General features: G+C 72.5%; 14 protein-coding genes. 7 read left to right on the top strand and 7 right to left on the bottom strand.

Annotated elements, in window-relative coordinates; translation table 11 throughout:
* Positions 1–90: 90 nt before the first annotated feature.
* The 3 genes from ACSHXN_RS23295 to ACSHXN_RS23285 all read right to left on the bottom strand — a co-directional run bounded on the left by ACSHXN_RS23295 (position 91) and on the right by ACSHXN_RS23285 (position 3643).
* Positions 91–867: an SDR family NAD(P)-dependent oxidoreductase gene (locus ACSHXN_RS23295; protein WP_356108401.1), complete on the bottom strand. Its 777-nt coding sequence runs from the start codon at positions 865–867 to the stop codon at positions 91–93.
* 9 nt (positions 868–876) lie between these two features.
* A complete protein-coding gene (locus ACSHXN_RS23290) occupies positions 877–1818 on the bottom strand; it encodes an LLM class F420-dependent oxidoreductase (protein WP_355131914.1) in 942 nt (313 codons plus the stop codon).
* 559 nt (positions 1819–2377) lie between these two features.
* Positions 2378–3643: an amidohydrolase family protein gene (locus ACSHXN_RS23285; RefSeq protein ID WP_438303636.1), complete on the bottom strand. Its 1266-nt coding sequence runs from the start codon at positions 3641–3643 to the stop codon at positions 2378–2380.
* Between the two features lie 208 nt (positions 3644–3851).
* Here ACSHXN_RS23285 and ACSHXN_RS23280 point away from each other — a divergent pair, with 208 nt between their 5' ends.
* Together ACSHXN_RS23280 and ACSHXN_RS23275 are read left to right on the top strand one after the other, a co-directional pair.
* Positions 3852–6797 carry a BTAD domain-containing putative transcriptional regulator gene (locus ACSHXN_RS23280; protein WP_438303635.1) on the top strand — a complete coding sequence of 982 codons (2946 nt, stop codon included), beginning with the start codon at positions 3852–3854 and terminating at the stop codon, positions 6795–6797.
* A gap of 218 nt (positions 6798–7015) precedes the next feature.
* Complete coding sequence (locus tag ACSHXN_RS23275) at positions 7016–7216, top strand: hypothetical protein (RefSeq protein WP_355131917.1); 201 nt, start codon at positions 7016–7018, stop codon at positions 7214–7216.
* 312 nt (positions 7217–7528) lie between these two features.
* Here the strand turns inward: ACSHXN_RS23275 and ACSHXN_RS23270 are convergent, their stop codons facing one another.
* Together ACSHXN_RS23270 and ACSHXN_RS23265 are read right to left on the bottom strand one after the other, a co-directional pair.
* Entirely contained in the window at positions 7529–7903 is a 375-nt protein-coding gene (locus ACSHXN_RS23270; protein WP_355131918.1) for a type II toxin-antitoxin system VapC family toxin, read from the bottom strand.
* Entirely contained in the window at positions 7903–8145 is a 243-nt protein-coding gene (locus ACSHXN_RS23265) for a type II toxin-antitoxin system Phd/YefM family antitoxin (protein WP_356108416.1), read from the bottom strand. Before ACSHXN_RS23265 ends, ACSHXN_RS23270 begins: the two co-directional genes overlap by 1 nt.
* 213 nt (positions 8146–8358) lie before the next feature.
* On the opposite strand from ACSHXN_RS23265, the gene ACSHXN_RS23260 reads away from it, so the two are divergent.
* The gene (locus ACSHXN_RS23260; protein ID WP_355131920.1) at positions 8359–9756 is read left to right on the top strand and encodes an O-antigen ligase family protein; all 1398 of its coding nucleotides are present in this window, start codon (positions 8359–8361) and stop codon (positions 9754–9756) included.
* Between the two features lie 31 nt (positions 9757–9787).
* On the opposite strand, the gene ACSHXN_RS23255 is transcribed toward ACSHXN_RS23260, so the two are convergent.
* Entirely contained in the window at positions 9788–11401 is a 1614-nt protein-coding gene (locus ACSHXN_RS23255; protein WP_438303633.1) for a FadD3 family acyl-CoA ligase, read from the bottom strand.
* Positions 11402–11511: 110 nt separating this feature from the next.
* Between ACSHXN_RS23255 and ACSHXN_RS23250 the strand changes: the two genes are divergently transcribed.
* From ACSHXN_RS23250 to ACSHXN_RS23235, 4 genes are read left to right on the top strand one after another with little or no spacing between them, the layout of a single operon-like run.
* Positions 11512–12660 (top strand): lipid-transfer protein, encoded by a 1149-nt coding sequence (locus ACSHXN_RS23250; protein ID WP_355131922.1) that lies wholly within the window; start codon positions 11512–11514, stop codon positions 12658–12660.
* A gap of 36 nt (positions 12661–12696) precedes the next feature.
* The gene (locus ACSHXN_RS23245) at positions 12697–13125 is read left to right on the top strand and encodes a Zn-ribbon domain-containing OB-fold protein (protein WP_355131923.1); all 429 of its coding nucleotides are present in this window, start codon (positions 12697–12699) and stop codon (positions 13123–13125) included.
* Positions 13122–13901, top strand: a complete 780-nt coding sequence (locus ACSHXN_RS23240) for an enoyl-CoA hydratase/isomerase family protein (protein WP_355131924.1) — start codon at positions 13122–13124, stop codon at positions 13899–13901. Before ACSHXN_RS23245 ends, ACSHXN_RS23240 begins: the two co-directional genes overlap by 4 nt.
* A 17-nt stretch (positions 13902–13918) precedes the next feature.
* Entirely contained in the window at positions 13919–14140 is a 222-nt protein-coding gene (locus tag ACSHXN_RS23235) for a hypothetical protein (protein ID WP_356291335.1), read from the top strand.
* Between the two features lie 241 nt (positions 14141–14381).
* Here the strand turns inward: ACSHXN_RS23235 and ACSHXN_RS23230 are convergent, their stop codons facing one another.
* Positions 14382–16718: a serine/threonine-protein kinase gene (locus ACSHXN_RS23230; RefSeq protein WP_355131925.1), complete on the bottom strand. Its 2337-nt coding sequence runs from the start codon at positions 16716–16718 to the stop codon at positions 14382–14384.
* Between the last annotated feature and the right edge of the window lie 131 nt (positions 16719–16849).

Below are 16849 nucleotides of genomic sequence, written 5' to 3'. Positions count from 1 at the left end.
GTCCCCGAGTCTAGATCTGACACTTCGTCAGATCTCGCTTGCCGCCGACTGTGGCACCGCCCGCAGAGACCGTCAATAGCTGACGACTCGTCAGACAACCGAGACGCCGGCCAGCCATCCGCCGTCGATCACGAACGGCTGTCCCGTGATGTAGGAGGAGTCGTCGCAGGTCAGGAAGAGGGCGAGCCGCGCGACCTCCTCCGGCCTGCCGATCCGGCCGAGCGGCACGAGCCTGCGATAGAGCTCGTCGAGCGCCCTGGTCATCTCCTGTGCGTCCGTCCCGGGATCGAGCAGGGCGGGATTGGACATCGGGGTGTCGATCGCACCCGGGCACATCGCGTTGACCCGGATCCGCCGTGGCGCCAGCTCGATCGCGGCGACCCGGGTGAGACCGAGGACGGCGTGCTTGGTCGCCGCATAGGTGCCCACGGCCGCCATACCGGTCACCGCGGTGTACGAGGCGGTGTTGACGACGGTGCCGCCTCCGGCGGCCGCGATCTCCGGCGCCACGGCCCGGATGCCGAGGAAACAGCCGACCTGGTTGACCTGGACGACGTTCATGAACTCGTCCAGGGGCGTGTCGACCAGGGCGTTGAAGCGCAGGATCCCGGCGTTGTTGACCAGCCCGTCGATGCGCCCGTGGGCGTCCCTCGCGGCGGCCACGGCGGCGGCCCAGTCCGCCTCGCGCGCCACGTCGAGATGGACGTACGACTGCCCCAGCTCCTTGGCGAGCTCCTCCCCCCGGTCGTCGAGCACGTCCGCGAGGACGACCCGCGCCCCCTCCTCGGTGAACAGCCGCGCCTCCTGCTCACCCTGTCCGCGCGCCGCACCGGTGACGATGACGACGCGTCCGTCCAGCTTGCCCATGGGGTCTCCTCAGTGAAGGTGGGGGGCCACCTCGGCCCCGAACGCCGCCATCTGGTCGGTCAGCTCCGCGCGGCTGCGGCTGCGGAACCGCACCTGGATCTGGTGCACACCCATGGCGCCGTACGCGCGCAGCGACTCGGCGAGGACCCCGGGCGGCCCGGCGAGCGTGCGCCGGCCCACGTCCCACCCCGGCCCACCCACGTACAGCGGCTCGGTGATGGCTCCCACGGTGAAGGGCCCCTCGAGGCCCGCCTCCGCCCGGAGCCGGAGCAGACGGTCGATCTGCGCGGGCAGCCGGTCCCGGGGATCACCCTGGGGGAGCCAGCCGTCACCCTTGAGCGCGGCCCGGCGCACGGCGGCGGGCGAGGAACCGCCGACCCACAGCGGAACACTCGCCCGGACCGGCCGGGGCCGCTGCCCGAGATCCGCGAAGTCGTACGCCTTCCCGTGGTGCTCCGGGTACTCCTGCGGACCCAGCGCCGCCCTCAGCGCGTCGATCGCCTCGTCGAGCAGCGCACCCCGCCGGCCGAAGTCCACGCCCAGCGCCTCGAACTCCTCCGGCACATGGCCGGCCCCCACACCGAGCACCAGCCGTCCGCCCGAGAGGTGGTCGAGGGTCGCGTACTGCTTGGCGCTCACGAGCGGATGCCGCAGCCCGACGATCGCCACATGGCTCAGCAGGCGCACGCGCTCGGTGACGGCCGCGAGATGGGCGAGGGTGGCGACGGGGTCGTACCAGACCGTGCTCATCGCGGGGGCGAGGCGGCGCGGGACGGCGACGTGGTCGCAGCTCGCCACGTAGTCGAACCCGGCGTCCTCCGCCGCCCGGGCGACGGCGACGAGGTCCTCGGGACCCGCACCCTCCTCCCAGGCCTCGGCGTAGAGCGTGCTCTGGGACTGGATCGGGAGCTGCATCCCGTAGACCAGTCGCCCGTCCGGCCGCACCTGCATACGTCATCCCACCTCGCTGACGGACCGTCAGTTGACCGAGCCAGTCCATAGTGGTGACTGACGGTCCGTCAGACAAGGGGTACCGCCCGCCGGCGTTCCGGGCGGTCGCGCTCAGGAGCGGTACGGGTTGCTCAGGCAGGTCGGGCTCAGGTCGCCCGTGTTCCCCAAGCAGCAGGAGACGAGGTACGCGGGATCCGTCGCGATCACGCCGGCCCGGAGGTCGCTGCCGTTGCGGGAGTCGTCCCAGGCCCAGGGGGCGTGCGCCGCGTTGTCCTGGCCGTTGTCACCACGGAAGGCGCCCCACCCGGCCGTAGGTCTCGGTGTTGTGGCGCCGCCCCGGAGGCTGTCGGCGGTGGTGAGATCGGCGAGTCCGTAGCACGCGCCGCGGTCGTTGCCGTCGGTCGGGACGGGGCACGGCGGTCCTCCGGCGGGGGGAGCGGGAAGGTGCGGGTGCCCCCGTACTGAGGACCGGTCGGCCCCGGTGCGGCCACCGTCGGCGAATGTTCAGCGCGGTGCGCGATCGTTCATCTGCGCGCCCCGGACCCGGCGCGGACGCTCCTCACGTCCCCGTCGCCGCGGGGGCCTGCCCCGGCCACAGGCCGTCCCAGGTCAGCCCGAGCAACTCGATGGCGTTGCCCCGGACGACACGCTCCACGACGTCCGGGGCGAGATGGCCCATCTGGGCCTCGCCCACCTCCCGCGACTTCGGCCATGTGGAGTCGGAGTGCGGGTAGTCGGTCTCGTAGAGCACGTTCCCGACACCGATGGCGTCGAGGTTGCGCAGCCCGAAGGCGTCGTCGAAGAAGCAGCCGTGGACGTGCTCCGCGAAGAGTTCGGAGGGCGGCCGGTGCACCTTGTCGGCGACCCCTCCCCAGGCGCGGTTCTCCTCCCACACGACGTCGGCGCGCTCGAGGATGTACGGGATCCACCCGATCTGCCCTTCCGCGTACATCACCTTGAGGTGCGGAAAACGCTCGAACTTGCCGCTCAGCAGCCAGTCGACCATGGAGAAGCAGCAGTTGGCGAAGGTGATGGTGGAGCCGACGGCGGGCGGGGCGTCGGCGGAGGTGGACGGCATGCTGCTGCTGGAGCCGATATGCATCGCGATGACGGTGCCGGTCTCGTCGCAGGCGGCGAGGAAGGGATCCCATTCGTCGCTGTGGACGGACGGCAGCCCGAGACGCGGCGGGATCTCCGAGAAGGCGACGGCCCGCACGCCGCGCTCGGCGTTGCGGCGCACTTCGGCCGCGGCGAGTCCGGCGTCCCACAACGGGACCAGGGTGAGGGGTATCAGACGGCCCTGCGCCTCGGGTCCGCACCACTCCTCCACCATCCAGTCGTTGTAGGCGCGCACCCCGAGCAGCCCCAGCTCGCGGTCCTTGCCCTCGGTGAAGGTCTGCCCGCAAAAGCGCGGGAAGGTCGGGAAGCAGAGCGCGGACTGGACGTGGTTCACGTCCATGTCGGCGAGGCGCCGGGAAACGTCGTACGAGCCGGGCCGCATCTGCTCGTACGTGATGACCTCGAGCTTGATCTCGTCCCTGCTGTATCCGACGGCCGTGTCCAGGCGGGTGAGGGGGCGGTGCAGATCCTCGTAGACCCACCAGTCGCCGACCGGTCCGTCGTCGCCCGGTGCGCCCATGACGGGGGCGAACCTGCCGCCCAGGAAGGACATCTCCTTCAGGGGCGCCCGGACGATGCGCGGTCCCGCGTCGCGGTACTTCCGCGGGAGCCGGTCCCGCCAGACGCCCGGGGGCTCCACCGTGTGGTCGTCGACGGAGATGATCTTCGGGAAGGTGCCGGTTCCGTTGGACTGTGAGGTCTCCATGCGGTCACGGTAGCGCTGATCTGACGAACCGTCAGCTCTGTGTGGAACCACTCCGGCCCGGCGATGCGTGGAGAGAACTTGTGTGGGCACTGTGATGCCCCACCCACCGGGCTGTGATCGCTGTCTCCCATGGCTGACGTATCCGCCATGAACAAGGCAAACTGGCCTCCTGGTTGTGGACGGTTCGGCAGGGGGCCTGGGGGCAGCGATGGAGGGTGTACCGCGAGTGCCGCAGCAGCGGGGTCCCGAGGAATCGGCGACGCTGCGCTTCGGCGTGCTCGGGCCGGTGCGCGCGTGGCGCGGAGAGGAGCTGCTGGCGACGGGCTCGCCGCAGCAGCGCGCCCTGCTGGCCGCGCTGCTGCTGCGCGAGGGCCGTACGGCGACCGCGTCCGAACTGATCGACGCGCTGTGGGGCGAGGAGCCGCCGCCGCGCGCGCTGGCCGCCGTGCGGACCTACGCCTCACGGCTGCGCAAGGTCCTTTCCCCCGGAGTGCTGGTCAGCGAGTCGGGCGGGTACGCGCTGCGGCTGAGCGAGGCCCGCTCCCTGGACGTCGCGGCCGCCCAGGAGCTGGCCGCGGAGGCGGAGAAGGCGAAGAACACCGGGGACCTGTGCCATGCACGGCAGGTGCTGAACGAGGCGCTGGCGCTGTGGGACGGGGAGTCGCTGGCGAGAGTGCCCGGACCGTACGCGGACACCCAGCGCACCCGACTGGAGGAGTGGCGTCTCCAGCTCCTCGAGTCCCGCCTGTACATGGACCTCGAGCAGGGCTGCCACGCGGAAGCTGTCTCCGAACTCACCGCCCTGACGGCCGTGCACCCGCTGCGCGAACGGCTGCGCGAGCTGCTGATGGTGGCGCTGTACCGCTCGGGCCGCCAGGCGGAGGCGCTGGCGGTGTACGCCGACACACGACGTCTGCTGGCCGACGAGCTGGGAGTCGACCCGCGCCCCGGCCTGAAGGACCTCCAGCAGCGGATCCTCCAGGCGGATCCGAGCCTCGCGGAACCGTCCGCCCCGGCGCAGGAAGTCTCCTCCGCTCCCGTCCGTCCCGCGCAACTGCCCGCCACGGTCCCCGACTTCACGGGCCGGGCATCGTTCGTCGCCGAGCTGGGCGAGGTCCTGGCGTCGGCCGAGGGCAGGGTGATGGCCGTCTCGGCGCTGGCGGGCATCGGCGGCGTGGGCAAGACGACGCTGGCGGTGCACGTGGCACACCAGGCGCGTTCGGCCTTCCCGGACGGGCAGTTGTACGTCGACCTGCAGGGCGCAGGCTCCCGGGCGGCCGAACCGGAGACGGTCCTGGGCGCGTTCCTGCGCGCCCTCGGCACGGCGGAGACCGCGATACCCGACTCGCTGGAGGAACGGGCGGCGCTGTACCGCTCGGTTCTGGACGGCCGACGGGTCCTGGTCCTGCTGGACAACGCGAAGGACGCCGCCCAGGTACGCCCGCTGCTGCCGGGCACGGAGGGCTGCGCCGCCCTGGTCACCTCCCGGGTACGCATGGTGGACCTGGCCGGCGCGCATCTCGTGGACCTGGACGTGATGTCCCCGGACGAGGCGCTGTCCCTGTTCACGAAGATCGTGGGCGAGGAACGGGTGGCCGCGGAGCGCAAGGCGGCGCTCGACGTGGTGGCGGCGTGCGGCTTCCTGCCCCTCGCCATTCGCATCGCGGCGTCCCGCCTCGCGGCCCGGCGCACCTGGACGGTCTCGGTCCTCGCGGCGAAGCTGGCGGACGAGCGGCGCCGCCTGGACGAACTCCAGGCCGGCGACCTGGCGGTGAAGGCGACCTTCGAACTGGGCTACGGCCAGCTGGAGCCGGCCCAGGCCCGCGCGTTCCGCCTGCTGGGCCTGGCGGACGGCCCTGACATCTCCCTCGCGGCGGCCGCGGCGGTGCTGGACCTGCCGGTGGACGACACCGAGGACCTGCTGGAGTCGCTCGTCGACACCTCCCTGCTGGAGTCGGCGGCCCCGGGCCGCTACCGCTACCACGACCTGGTCCGCCTCTACGCGCGTGCCTGCGCCGAGCGGGACGAACATCCGCCGAGCGAGCGGGATGCGGCGCTGTCGCGGTTGCTGGACTTCTATCTGGCGACGGTCTCGGGGGTCTACCTGATCGAGCGGCCGGGGGACCGGCTGGTGGACCACCTGGAGCACGCCGCGTACCCGGGGCTGACCTTCTCGGACCGGCACCCCGCCCAGGACTGGCTGTATTCGGAGGCGGTCTGCCTGCTGGCGTGCGTACGCCAGGCCATGCGCACGGGGATGATGCGCCGTGCCGTCGACGTCCTGTGGGCAGCGGTCGACCTGGCCGAGTCCGGGGCCAACTCCAAGGAGTACGAGGCCGTGGCCGCGCTCCTGCGGGACGTCGCCCGGGAGGCGGGAGACCCCCGGACCGAGGCACGGGCGCTGACGGCGCTGGCCTTTGTGCACCAGCACAACGGCAGCCGGTTCGATGTGGCCGTCGAGGAGGCCCAGTCGGCGAACGAGCTGGCCCGGTCCGCCGACGACCCGCTCACGGCCTGCTGGTCGTCCAACATCAGCGGCGTGATCGCCCTGTACCAGAACCGGAACGACGCCGGCGAGGTGCACCTCACGGGTGCCATCGAGAACTTCCGCGTGCTCGGGGACCGGCCGGGCGAGGCGAGTGCCCTGTGCAACCTCTCACGCGTCCACCTCGCCACCGGACGCACGGAGACCGCCGTGGAACTGGCACGGCAGGGCACGGCGATGTACGACGACATGGGGCACGCCCTGAAGGGCGCCAACGGGCGGTACGCCCTGGGCCTCGCGCTCACGCAGAGCGGGAAGTTCGCCGAGGCGACGGAATGCCTGCACCAGGCGCTGTGGGTCTTCCGGGACAGCCGGCAGCGGCTGTGGGAGGGCATGACCCTGTTCCGCCTCGCGGAGCTCGATCTCGCGGCCCGGCGCCCCGCCCAGGCGGCGGCGAACGCCGAGATGGCCCTGACGCTGCTGCGCGGCATCGGCGGCGAATGGCGGCACGCCAATGTCCTGACGGTGCTGGGGCGCTCCCTCAACGGGATCGGCCAGTTGGACCGCGCCCGGGTGTGCTGGCGCGAGGCCCTCGAACTCCTGGAGGCGCTGGGCGCACCGGAAGCGGACGAGGTCAGAGGGCTGCTCAAGGTCGCATCGGCCGCCTGAGTCCAAGCGGATCGCCGTCCGGGAGCAGACGTTCATCGTTCGTTTATCGCCGCACAGCACTCTTGGCTGTGTCGAACCGTCGCATCGGGGGGCAGACGGAGCGGCGGCCGGCCGGCCCCTCTAAGGTGTACCGGCCCAGCAGATCCGTCCGGCAACCCTCGGGGGAGTTGCCGGGCGGATCCTGCCCAACCAGCGCACAACACAGGGGAGTCAGCGAGATGAGCGACCAGAACACAGCGGGCAACGTCCACGCCACCGGCGAGCCGGTCGACGAGGCGTCCACGGACAACGTCCACGCGACCGAGGAACCGGTCACGGTGAAGAACGTCCACGCCACGAGCGAGCCGCTCGACCTGAAGGGCGAGGGCACCGGCACGGCCACGCCGGACAACGTCCACGCAACGGACGAGAAGGCCTGACCAGACCTACCTCCACACGGGGATCGGCCGCGGCGGCGCGGAGGGGGAGCCGCCGCGGCCGTGGTGTGTCAAGAGCAGAGTCGGTGCCCCTTCCCGGCTCCGGCCATGCGCGCGATCGAACGACTGCCCCCTGCCACTGGCGAACCTCGCCGTCCAGAAGTCCATGCCCGGGCGGCGTGCTGAACCTGCCCGCGACAAGCGTCCGGTTCGCGCCGCCCCGCCTCGGCCTCCGGGAGCGGACCGCGCCTCTCCTTCAGCAGGGCCACCAGGTCTCCCGGCCCACCGCCATCGGGCCACCACTCGCTCCGCCGATCACACAGCCATGACCCGCACGTCGTACTCCGGGATCCACTTGTCCCGGGTCACCAGGGTCATGCCCTCGATCTGCGCCTGGGCGATCAGTATCCGATCGAACGGATCACGGTGGTGCGCCGGCAGCCGGCCCGCCCTCACGCCGTGCCCCGCCGTGATCGGCAAGCCGGCGAACTGGCTGTCACGGACCCGCTCAGCCAGGTCCTGCGGGCCCTCGAGCTTCCCCAGCGACTGCTTGATCGCGATCTCCCACGGGGTCACCGCGCTCACGTACACGCCCGGCTCGGTGTCGAGCAGGTCCTTGACTTCGCCGGTCAGCTCCGGGGAGTCGTCCAGCCACCACAGCACCACGTGGGTATCGAGCAGCAGCCGCATCAGCGCATCCCGAAGGCGTCCGCGATGTCGTCCGGCAGCTCGTCGAAGTCGTCGTGGATGTGGATGCGCCCCCGGAGGGACCCGCGCCCGGTCCGCCTCACCTTCGGGCGGAGCGGGACCACCTTGGCCACCGGCTCACCGGCCTTGCTGATCACGACTTCCTGCCCTGTGGCGACCTGTTCCAGGATGCGGGAGAAGTGGGTCTTGGCCTCGTGCACGTTGTACTGGCGGACGGGTTCCACGGCGACCTCACGATTCGGTCAGCGAACCAGTGTGTGGACTAACTGATGGACTAAGTGTAGTCGACTCCCGTGAGCCGGACCAGGCGGCGCTGCCCTCCGTCGGCGACCCAGGGCAGTGCGCGGAGAGCGGCGCAGCCTCGGCCGCAAGCCCTCTCCGCCCCGTTCGCCCCTCGGACATCCGCCCGTCGCACCCGGGGGCCACGCTCAGTTGCCATGGCATCCGACCGGAGCGTGTCGGCAGGGGCTGGGCTGCCGACGGCGATCGCCGAGTTCCTCCCGCTCGCCGTGGTGGCCGTCGTGCTGATGGACGCCGCCACCGACTTCTTCCCCGACGAACCGCTCGTCGGGATCCTGACGCCGACGCGGCTCGCCCTGGTGGTCGGGCTGATCGCCCTGGCCGTGCCGGTGCCGGGCCGGCGGCGGGCCCGGCTCCGGGACTTCCGGACCCGGCTCGACCTGCCCGTCGTGCTGCTGCTCCTCACCGCGGCGGCGACCACGTACGTCGGCGGACACCCCACCGCGCCGCTGCGCGGACTGCTGACCGTCGTCGTCTGCTACTACCTGGTCGTCGCACTGCGCCGCACACAGCCCGCGTCGTGGCGGGCGATCGCAGTGCTCGCGTTGGCCGGGCTCTCGGCGGCGAGCACCACCGCCTTCTCCCAGGTGACCAACGGGATCCCGACCGGCTTCTGCCGCACCGGCCTGCTCACCGACGTCGCCTGCGACGCGGGCGGGAGCGGTGTGCTCGTCCGGGCCACCGGCACCTTCTCCAACCCGAACCTGCTGGCGGCCTTCCTGGTGCTCCTGCTGCCGTTCGTCCTGCTCGCCGCCGTCTCCGTCGACGACCGCACGGCACGCACCGCGATCGTCGTCCTGGTACTCGTCGGATACGGGGCGCTGCTGACCACGTTCTCCCGTGCCGGATACGTCGCCGGTGCCGCCGGGCTCCTGGTGCTCGGCGGGGCCTGCCGGCCGGCGCCCCGGCTCGCCGAGCGGGCGCGGCGGCGGCTGTTCGCCGTCCTGGGCGTGCTGTCCCTGCTCCTGGCGTCCGGGGTCATCTGGGCGGTGTCCCGGGCGGGGAACTCCCTGGGCGTACGGGGCCAGGCCTGGGCGGCGGCTCTCGAGATCGGCGCCCACCGTCCGCTGGGTGTCGGCCTCGGGCGGTCGGGTGCCGTCATATCCGCCACGGAGCCCGGTGACCGGGTCTTCGTCCACGCCCACAATCTCTGGCTCAACTGGCTGGTGGAGACGGGGCCGCTCGGTCTGCTGGCGGTCGCCCTGGTCGCGCTGATCGCCGTGGCCACCGCGGCGCGCGCCGCCCGTACGAAGTCGGTCGTCGGCACCGTCGGGCTCGCCTCGCTGACCGGGTTCTTCCTGATGAGCATGCTGGACCATCCGGCCAACCTGGACCGGATCGACATCCTGTTCTGGTGCGTGCTGGCCGTGATCATGGCCGATGCCCCGGTCGCCCGCCGTCGCCCCGGTGGCTCCCCGGCGCCCGGCCCCGCACGGATGGAGCCCGTCGCTCAGGGGCCGCGGCCCGTCGGTGCCGACGTGGGCTCCCACCACGCTGCGGCCCCGGTGACCGGCGGGCCGGACGGCGCGCCCTGAACCGGGACCGGCCGGCCCCGAGCCGCCGCGCTCAGACCTGGCGGCCGGCCCGTCCCCGCAACTCGCCCTTCACCACCTTGCCGCTCGCGTTGCGCGGCAGTTCCGTCACGAACTCCACCGCCCTCGGCACCTTGTAGTTCGCCATCTCCCGGCGGGACCACGCGATCAGGTCGTCGCGGGTGAGCACCGCCCCCGGGCGCCGGACCACATACGCCTTGCCGACCTCCCCGAGGCGGGCGTCCGGTACGCCGATCACCGCCACGTCCGTCACGTCCGGGTGCAGGCCGAGCAGTTGCTCTATCTCGGCCGGGTAGGCGTTGAAGCCGCCGACGATGAACATGTCCTTGAGCCGGTCCGTGATGCGGAGGTTGCCGAACGCGTCCAGCACGCCCACGTCGCCCGTGAGCAGCCAGCCGTCGGGGGTCAGCACCTCGGCCGTGGCACGCGCGTCCTCGAAGTAGCCCTGCATGACGTTGAAGCCGCGGACCAGCACTTCACCGGGGACGCCGGGGGCCACCGGCCGGCCGCTCGCGTCGGCGACCCGTACCTCCGTACCGGGCAGGGCGCGGCCCGACGTCGTCGCGATCACGGACGGCTCGTCCCCCCTGCGGCACATCGTCACGAAACCGCTCGCCTCCGACAGTCCGTACGCCGTCAGGACCGTCTCCACGCCGAGCTCGGCGTGCAGGCGCTCCACCAGCCGCAGCGGCACGACGGCCGCCCCGGTCACCACCAGGCGCAGGGCCGAGAGGTCGTGGGCGGCACGGGAGGGGTGGTCGAGCAGGGACTGGTGGAGGGTGGGCGGGCCCGGGAGGACCGAGATGCGCTCGGCCGCGATGTTCGCCAGCACGGTGTCCACGTCGAACACCGGCTGCGGCACCATCGTCGCCCCTCGCATCAGGCAGGCGAGCACCCCGGCCTTGTAGCCGAAGGTGTGGAAGAAGGGGTTCACGATCAGATAGCGGTCGCCCCGCCGCAGGCCCGCGAGATCCGTCCAGATCCGGTACGCCCGCAACGACTGGGCATGGGTGATCACCACCCCTTTCGGGCGGCCCGTGGTGCCCGAGGTGAAGACGATGTCCGAGGGGGACGCCCCGGTCAGGGCCGCCGTCCGCGCCCGTACCTCCCTCTCCCCCGTCCCCTCGCCGCCGGCCAGGAACTCCTTCCAGGTGCGGAAGTCTGCCGGGGCGTCGTCCGCCAGCACGACCACCTCTTCCAGGTGCGGGAGGCCCGGCAGAGGTCCCTTCCCCGGTCCGTCCCCCGCCGCACGGCGCAGCGACGCCACGTACGACGTCCCCAGGAACGTGCCCGTGACGAACAGCAGCCTGGCCCGGCTCCTTTCCAGCACGTACGCCGCCTCCGTGCCCTTGAACCGCGTGTTGAGCGGAACGAGCACCGCCCCGGCCGTCACCGCGCCCAGCGCCGAGACGATCCAGTCCAGGGTGTTCGGCGCCCAGATCGCCACCCGGTCGCCGACGCCGACTCCGTTCGCGATGCAGGCCGCGGCGGCGCGATCCACCCGGGCGCCCAGTTCGGCGTACGAGATCCGGGCGCGGCCCTCGACGACCGCCTCCACGTCCCCGTGGCGACGGGCCGCGCTGCGCACCAGGCCCGGAATGCTGCCCCACTCCATGTCACCGCGCACAGCGACCTCCCGGAACATGAACTCGGAACGCGTAGCTGACTGACCGTCAGATTAGCTGTAACCTGACGGCCTGTCAGCCGCCGGACCGGACTCCACGCGGAGGTGTGCCCATGGCCGGGCTCAAGGACGCGACCGCCGTCGTCGGCATCGGGCAGACCGACTTCGCCCGCCGACTCGGGGAACCCGAGAAGACCTTGGCGTGCCGGGCGATCCTCGCCGCTCTCGACGACGCGGGCATCGCGCCCGGCGAGGTGGACGCGCTCGCCTCGTACACCATGGAGGAGACCGACGAGGTCGAGGTGGCCAAGGCGGTCGGGTTCGGGGACCTTACCTTCTTCGGCAAGGTCGGCTTCGGGGGCGGCGGTTCCTGTGCCACCGTCGCCCATCTCGCGGCCGCCGTCGCGACCGGGCAGGCGACCGTCGGCGTCGCGTGGAGGTCGCGCAAGCGCGGCAGCGGCCCCCGGCCGTGGCGGAACACGGCCGTCCAACTGCCCACCCCCGCCCAGTGGACCCGGCCCTTCGGACTGCTGAGGCCGGTCGACGAGATCGGGATGCTCGCCCGCCGCTACATGCACGCGTACGGGGCCACCCGGGACCACCTCTTCAACGTGGCCCTCGCCTGCCGCAACCGGGCCAACCAGAACCCCGCCGCGATCATGTACGAACGCCCGCTGACCCGGGAGATGTACATGAGCTCCCGGTGGATCAGTGAACCGCTGTGCCTGTTCGACAACTGCCTCGAGACGGACGGGGCGCTGGCCTGTGTCGTCGTCTCCGCCGAGCGCGCCCGCGACTGCCGGCACCGGCCGGTGTACGTCCACGCCGCCGCCCAGGGACTGCCCGCGCAGCACCACGGGATGGTCAACTACTGGAACGACGACCCGCTCACCGGCCCGGCCTGGACGGCCGCCCGGCACCTGTGGAAGCACGCCGACCTCACTCCGGACGACGTCGACGTCGCGCAGATCTACGACGCGTTCACCCCCCTCGTACTGCTCTCCCTGGAGGGATACGGCTTCTGCGGCAGGGGGGAGGGCGGGGCATTCACCGAGGGGGGCGCGCTCGAGATCGGCGGGCGGCTGCCCGTCAACACCGCAGGGGGCGGACTGTCCGAGGCGTACGTCCATGGGTTCAACCTGATCAACGAGGGCGTGAAGCAACTGCGGGGGACCAGCACGGCTCAGGTACCGGGCGCCGCCACCTGCCTGGTCACCGCGGGCGAGGGTGTGCCCACCTCCGCCCTGCTGCTGAGGAACTGACCGGTGCCCGCCCACCCTCCGCCAAGGAGCCGCAGCATGGCCGACGACTTCCTCTCCCCGGTCCACGACGAGGACGGCGCGCCCTTCTGGGAGTTCGCCGCACACGGCGAGCTGCGCGTCCAGGCCTGCGCGGACTGCGGCGAGCCCCGCTTCCCGCCGCGCCCCTGCTGCCCGCACTGCGGGTCGTTCGCGAGCGAGTGGCGGCCGACGAGCGGGAAGGGGCGGATCTGGTCGTACGTCATCGCGCATCCGCCGCTGCTTCCGGCGTACGCGGCACGGGCGCCGTACAACGTGGTCGTGGTGGAGCTGGCCGAGGCGCCGCACATCCGGCTCGTCGGGAACCTCGTCAGCGGCCCGGACGCTCCGGTGAACTCCGTGCCCGGCGACCGGATCCGTATCGGCGCCAGGGTCCAGGCCGTCTTCGACGGGGACGGGATGCCGCGCTGGGTTCTGGAGCGGTCGTGAGCGCAGGGCTGCGGATCGCCGCCGACAAGGAGACCGGGGTCGCCGTCCTCACCCTCGACCGGCCGGCCAGGCTCAACGCCATCGACCTGCCGACCGCAGCCGAACTGACGTCCTGTTGGCGGGAGTTGCGATACGACGACTCCGTGCGGGCCGTCGTCCTCACCGGCGCGGGAGAGCGGGCCTTCTGCACGGGTCTCGACCGGGACACACACACGCCCCAGCCGAACTCGCCCTACATGGTGGACGATCCGCTGCTCAGGGTCGGCCCGAAGGCGAACGACCTGTGGAAGCCCGTGATCGCCGCCGTGCGGGGCATCGCCTGCGGCGGGGCGTTCTATCTGCTCGGTGAGAGCGAGTTCGTCGTCGCCGACACCACCGCCGTCTTCTTCGACCCGCACACCGCCTACGGGATGGTCAGCGCGTACGAGTCCGCGTACACGGCGCACCGGATGCCGTACGGGGAGGCGGCGCGGATGGCCCTCATGGGCACTGCGGAACGGATCTCCGCGCGGCGGGCGTACGAGACCGGGCTGGTGTCCGAACTGACCGATCCCGGCGGCGCCTTGGACGCCGCCCTGCGCTGCGCCACCGTCATCGCCTCCTACCCGCAGGAGGCGGTGCAGGGCACCGTACGGGCCCTGTGGGCGGCGAAGGAGGCGGCGCTCGCCCCGCCGTTCGCGCAGGCACCGGGGCTCATCGCACTCGGCAACCTGCCCGCCGAGCGGCAGGCGGAGCTGTTCGCCCGGAGGCGGACAACGGGGTTCCGGCTGCGGTAGCCCTCGGCCAGTGGGCCGTGACCACCGGATCGGCCCGGCAGCGGCCGACCGCGCCGACGAGGCCGGGCCCGAGGGCGACCTCGACGGTCGCCCTGCCCCCGGCGGGCACCCTCACGTCCCCGGATCCACGGACGACCTCGGTGTCCCGGCAGTCCTGGAAGACCTTGACCCGGAATCTGCCCGTGCGCCCGTTCGGGTTCCTGACCGCGACCGTCGCGGTCGAGGTGGACGACGAGTGACCGCCGTGGTCCTGGCGGGAGCTGCTGCACCGCCTCCTCCGCTGTCACCCCCGTGCCGGCTGCGGCTGAACTCGAGACCACACCCCTCGCATGCTCATGCCAACGTGTTACCGGGACACCCACCCCGATCGCCACCGTCTGGCACGACCCGCGTACCCGGCGTAGCGTCGGCGACACGACGGCCGCCGTCCGGCGCCCCTTCCGTCAGGCCTGGTACGACGGCCGTCCGGCTCCCGCCGGCTCAGGTGGTCCGGGCCGTCCCCGTCCCCTTCTCCGCGTCCAGGGCGTATACGCAGCGGTCCTTGCTGCACGCGTACACCACACCGTCCTTGACGACCGGCGCCCCGGTGATCTCGCCCCCGGTGGCCAGCTTCCAGCGCAGCCGGCCGTCGTCGGCCTTCAGCGTGTAGAGCAGGTGGTCCGTGGAGCCGAAGTGGATACGGCCCTCGGCCACCGCCGGAGAGCCCACGATGTCGCCGCCCGCCTGGAAGCGCCACTTCGGGGTGCCCGTGACCGCGTCCAGCGTGTAGAGGCCCTTGCCGCTGCCCACATGGACATGCCCCGCGGCCACCAGGACCGGCTCGATCGCGGCCCGCGACTCGGTGGCGATGCGCCAGCGGTCGCGGCCGTCCGTCGCGTCGAGGGCGTACACCGTGCCGAGGTAGTCCGCGAGATAGATGCCGCCGCCCGTCACCGCCGGGCCCGGCACGAAGGTCGGCGGGCACAGGAACACGGCCGGTGCCTCGAAGTGCCAGCGCACCATTCCGCTCGACACCTCGACGGCGAGGACCCGGGTGCCGGCCGAGACGTACACATGGCCGTCCGTGGCCTGCGTCAGGCGCACGGGGACACCGCCGCACGAGGCCGCGTCCCCGATCGGATAGGACCAGCGCTCCTCGCCGGTACGGGCCTCCAGGGCCCGCAGCCGGGCGTCCTTCCACACGTACACCGTGCCGTCGTGGACCACCGGTCCGGCCTCGGGCGACTCGAAGTCCGTCTGGGCGCCGGCGATCTCCCACAGCTTCTGCCCGCTGGACGCCTCCCACGCCTGGACGCCGCCGCCGCGGGTGCCGGTGACGACCGTGCCGCGGTCGGCCCTGAGGGAGTACACCCAGCCGTCCATGGACAGCCGCCACAGGTCCGAGCCCGCACGGGCGTCCAGGGCGAAGAGCGTCGGGCCGTCGGAGGCGTGCACGCGGCCGTCCGCGACCGCCATCGACCAGGCCACGTCCCGGGTCTTGAAGCGCCGTCTGCCCGTCGCCACGTCCAGCGCGTGCACCTCGAAGGACGTGACGTAGACGAGGTCGTCGGCGACCGAAGGGGTGCCCCAGACGTCGTTCGACATCCGGAAGCGCCACGGCCGCCATCCGGAGGCGCTGTCCGGCGGCGCGACCGCGGGAGCGACCGCGGCGGCGCCGACCAGGCCGTTGACCCCGGGACCCGGGCGGGACCAGGAAGCGACCAGGCCCGCCTCCGGGGGCGGCGCCTTGACCGCGGCGGCCCGCGCGTCGACGACCCGCGGCCCGGGCCCGATGGGCACGGCGGCGCCCGCGAGCCGCACCGGCCCGGCGTCGGGCGCCCCGACCGGGACGGGCACCGGGGCGTGCGGGGGCACAGGCGGCACCGCCGGCCGGGCGCCCCCGCCACTGCGGTTGCCCGAAGAGGACGGCTTCGCCGCCGGACGCCCGCCCCGGCGCGACTCGATCAGGCCGACGGCCTTCTCTGGCAGCCACGCGGACGCCGTACCGCTGTCGTCGGACCCCGAGCCGAAGAGGTGCGGCGCGAGCTGCGCCTGGAGGTCGGCCGGGTTCGGGCGGCCGGTGGGGTCCATCTGCATGCAGGACTCGATCAGCGGACGCAGTTCGTCCGGCAGCCCCGCGAGGTCCGGGCCCTCCCGCAGCAGCATGAAGACGGTCTCGACGGGGTTGGCTCCGTGGAAGGGGGGATGTCCGGTGGCCGCGAAGACGAGCATCGAGCCGAGCGAGAAGACGTCGCTCGCCCCCGTCACGCTGCGCGAGTCCTTCGCCTGCTCGGGGGACATGTACGCCGGTGTGCCGACGGCGACGTTCGTCATCGTCAGACGCGTGTTCGACACTCCGGAGGCGATACCGAAGTCGATCACCCGTGGACCGTCCTCGACGACGAGCACGTTCGACGGCTTCAGGTCGCGGTGCACCAGGCCCGCCCCGTGGATGGACTGCAGCGCCTCCGCGACGCCGGCTGCCAGCCAGCGCACGGCCTGGGCCGGCAGCGGCCCGCAGTCGGTCACTATCTCCTCGAGGGAGGGTGCGGGCACGTACGCGGTGGCGAGCCACGGCACGGCCGCACGCGGGTCGGCGTCGACCACGGCCGCCGTGTAGAAGCCGGAGACCGCGCGCGCGGCCTCGACCTCACGTGTGAAGCGCACACGGAAGAGCTGGTCCTCGGCCAGCTCGGTGCGCACCGTCTTGATCGCCACGCGCCTGCCGGACGCCGAGCGCGCGAGATAGACCAGCCCCATGCCGCCGGCACCCAGCCGTCCCAGCACCTCGAACGGCCCGATCCGGCGCGGATCGTGCTGTGTCAGCTGATCCACCACTTGCCTGCCACCTCCCCGTACGGGTCGCGTCATCCGCCTTGTGCACGCGACCCCGTGCAGCGTCTCACCACCGCACCGCCGTGGCGGCACGCAGCCCGATTCTCCCTGTCCGGGCCACTGGTTGCGAACCC

It is taken from the genome of Streptomyces sp. HUAS TT11 (assembly GCF_051553595.1).
Taxonomy (GTDB): domain Bacteria; phylum Actinomycetota; class Actinomycetes; order Streptomycetales; family Streptomycetaceae; genus Streptomyces.
The sequence above is the reverse complement of the archived record's forward strand: the minus strand, read 5'-3'. Positions and strand labels throughout refer to the sequence as shown.